Origin of the sequence: Parasphingorhabdus sp. (genome assembly GCF_049667325.1) — a bacterium.
GTDB lineage: Bacteria > Pseudomonadota > Alphaproteobacteria > Sphingomonadales > Sphingomonadaceae > Parasphingorhabdus.
The window spans coordinates 1-2,099 of record NZ_JBATHY010000301.1; the positions used below are offsets into that span (position 1 = coordinate 1).

The following is a 2,099-nucleotide window of genomic DNA, read 5'->3' on the forward strand; positions in this document are numbered from 1 at the left end:
CCAGCGCATCACGCCGCCTTGGAACGGGGTCCAGCGACCGGTGCGGATGCCGGCCTGTTGCAGGACGTCGCTGGTCCAGTTGTTGCAGGTGTTGAACGCGTTATAGTGGCCGTGTGATTTGTAGAACAGGTCATATTTGCCATAGCCCGGCGAGGGTTGGGAGCGATAGAGTTCGTCTAGTGCGAATTTCGCTTCGATTGCTGCCGCGATTTTTCGATATTCCGCTTCGCTAACTGTCAGGCGCCGGCGATAATAGGGATAAACCTGTGGATATCTCAGGTGATAGACGTGGACAAGCACATCATCACTGCCAAAAACCGCACTCAATGCGTCGCCGGGCCTGAGGTCGGTCCACTCGCGGGTGTTGCGATAGACGCCTTCATGGCCCCAGCCGACCAGGATATGGCTGCCGTAGCGGGACGGATCAGCGAGATGTTCGGGGCGGACAAGGGCGGTCCAGTCATGGACGTTGCTCCACAAGGGCATGATGATTCCGGTGTGCAAGCCGTTGGTTTCGATGAATAATTCTATTCCGTCATCGGGGCTTTCCCAGTCCGGATTGGCGGGTATCAAGCTACCGGTCAGCGCCCCGAGCAGATAGAAAGCGATGATCGCGCCAATCGCAACGCCACCGCGTTTCAGCCATTTCATCGCCGTAGTTGCCATTGAAACCTTTTCTGATGTAGGATACCGCCATGCTCAAAACGACCGAACCTGCCAAACCCGACAGTCATGTCTATGACAAGCCGCCGCCGCACGCAAATGCGGACTGGACGATTGATCAGGACTGGCAAGCCTATTCGGCAGAAGAGCACGAGACCTGGGACATATTGTTCGCACGCCAGCAGAAAATGTTGCCGGGCAGGGCGGCGCAGGCGTTTCTCGACGGCATCGACATATTGAAACTGTCGCAGCCGGGCATCCCCGATTTTGAAGAGCTCAACCGTATCCTGATGGCCGCCACCGGATGGCAGGTTGTGGCCGTACCCGGGCTGGTTCCGGATGATGTTTTCTTCGACCATCTAGCCAACCGGCGCTTTGTCTCGGGCAATTTCATCCGCCGCCGCGATCAGCTCGATTATCTCCAGGAACCGGATATTTTCCACGATGTCTTCGGCCATGTCCCGATGCTCGCCGATCAGCGTTTCGGTGACTATATGGCGGCTTACGGACGCGGGGGCCTAAGGGCGCTGGAATTCGGCACGCTGAAACAACTGGCGCGGCTATACTGGTATACCGTCGAATTCGGCCTGATCCAGGAAGCGGAGGGCCTGCGCATCTATGGCGCGGGCATCGTTTCCAGCTACGGCGAAAGCGTCTTTGCGCTCGACGATCCCAGCCCCAACCGGATTATGTTCGATCTCGAGCGGGTGTTGCGGACCGAGTACCGGATCGACGATTACCAGCAGAATTATTTCGTCATCCCGAGCCTCGACGAATTGCTACGGGTGACGGTGGAGACCGACTTCAAGCCGCTCTATGACAGGATTGCCGGTCTGCCCGATATCAAGATTGCCGAGATCGTCGAGGGTGATGTCGTGCTGACCGAGGGGACGCAGGCCTATGCGTTGTCTCAATCGGGTGACGCTGTGGTCGTCTGATTGCGCGCCGATCCGTGGGGAGCGTCCGCGTTGGAATCACGCGAAGCCGCGAAGTGACCGTGGGTTTCGGCCAGCCTTTGTGGCTTTGCGCCTGGTCTAAAACTTTACAGCAAAAGCCCCGTTTTATTTTCGGTGACCTTTGCCCCTGAGCCGCAGATATCCTGCCTTTATAGGGCGCCAGGCAGGTGCCGAGTGTGACCTTCCAGATTACCTCCACATCGATCCGGTGAAACATGCGGACAGCAGCCAGCGTTGCTTTGTTGTTCAAATTGTCAAAGAGCCTGTCCCGTGGGACCGGTTGCGACAATAAGAAATCGGGGAGGGTGTAGGAAAGCGGTTTTTGTGGAGTGTTATACCTTCGCCCTTCAGGGAGAAGGAATGGGAAATGTTGCACCTGTCGCTGGAATTGAAAGGCCAACTATTTAGGGGTTATTGCACCTGTCACCGTAACCCCGTAATTCAAAGGGATCACGTCAAAATATCAAAAACATTCTTACC

The 2,099-nt window shown here is 56.3% G+C and carries 2 protein-coding genes; one reads left to right on the forward strand and one right to left on the reverse strand.

Translation table 11 applies throughout. The features are described 5' to 3' along the window. On the reverse strand, positions 1-666 hold a 666-nt coding region (locus WBM93_RS13155; protein WP_424432318.1), incomplete at its 3' end, for a TIGR02117 family protein. Positions 667-695: 29 nt separating this feature from the next. Here WBM93_RS13155 and phhA point away from each other — a divergent pair. Continuing rightward, positions 696-1,601, forward strand: coding sequence for a phenylalanine 4-monooxygenase (gene phhA / locus WBM93_RS13160; RefSeq protein WP_424432319.1), 906 nt, complete (start codon positions 696-698; stop codon positions 1,599-1,601). Positions 1,602-2,099 lie beyond the last annotated feature (498 nt).

Excerpts from the sequence above, each read along its gene's own strand:
- phhA (WP_424432319.1), top strand. The coding sequence starts at position 696 with ATGCTCAAAACGACCGAACCTGCCAAACCCGACAGTCATGTCTATGAC.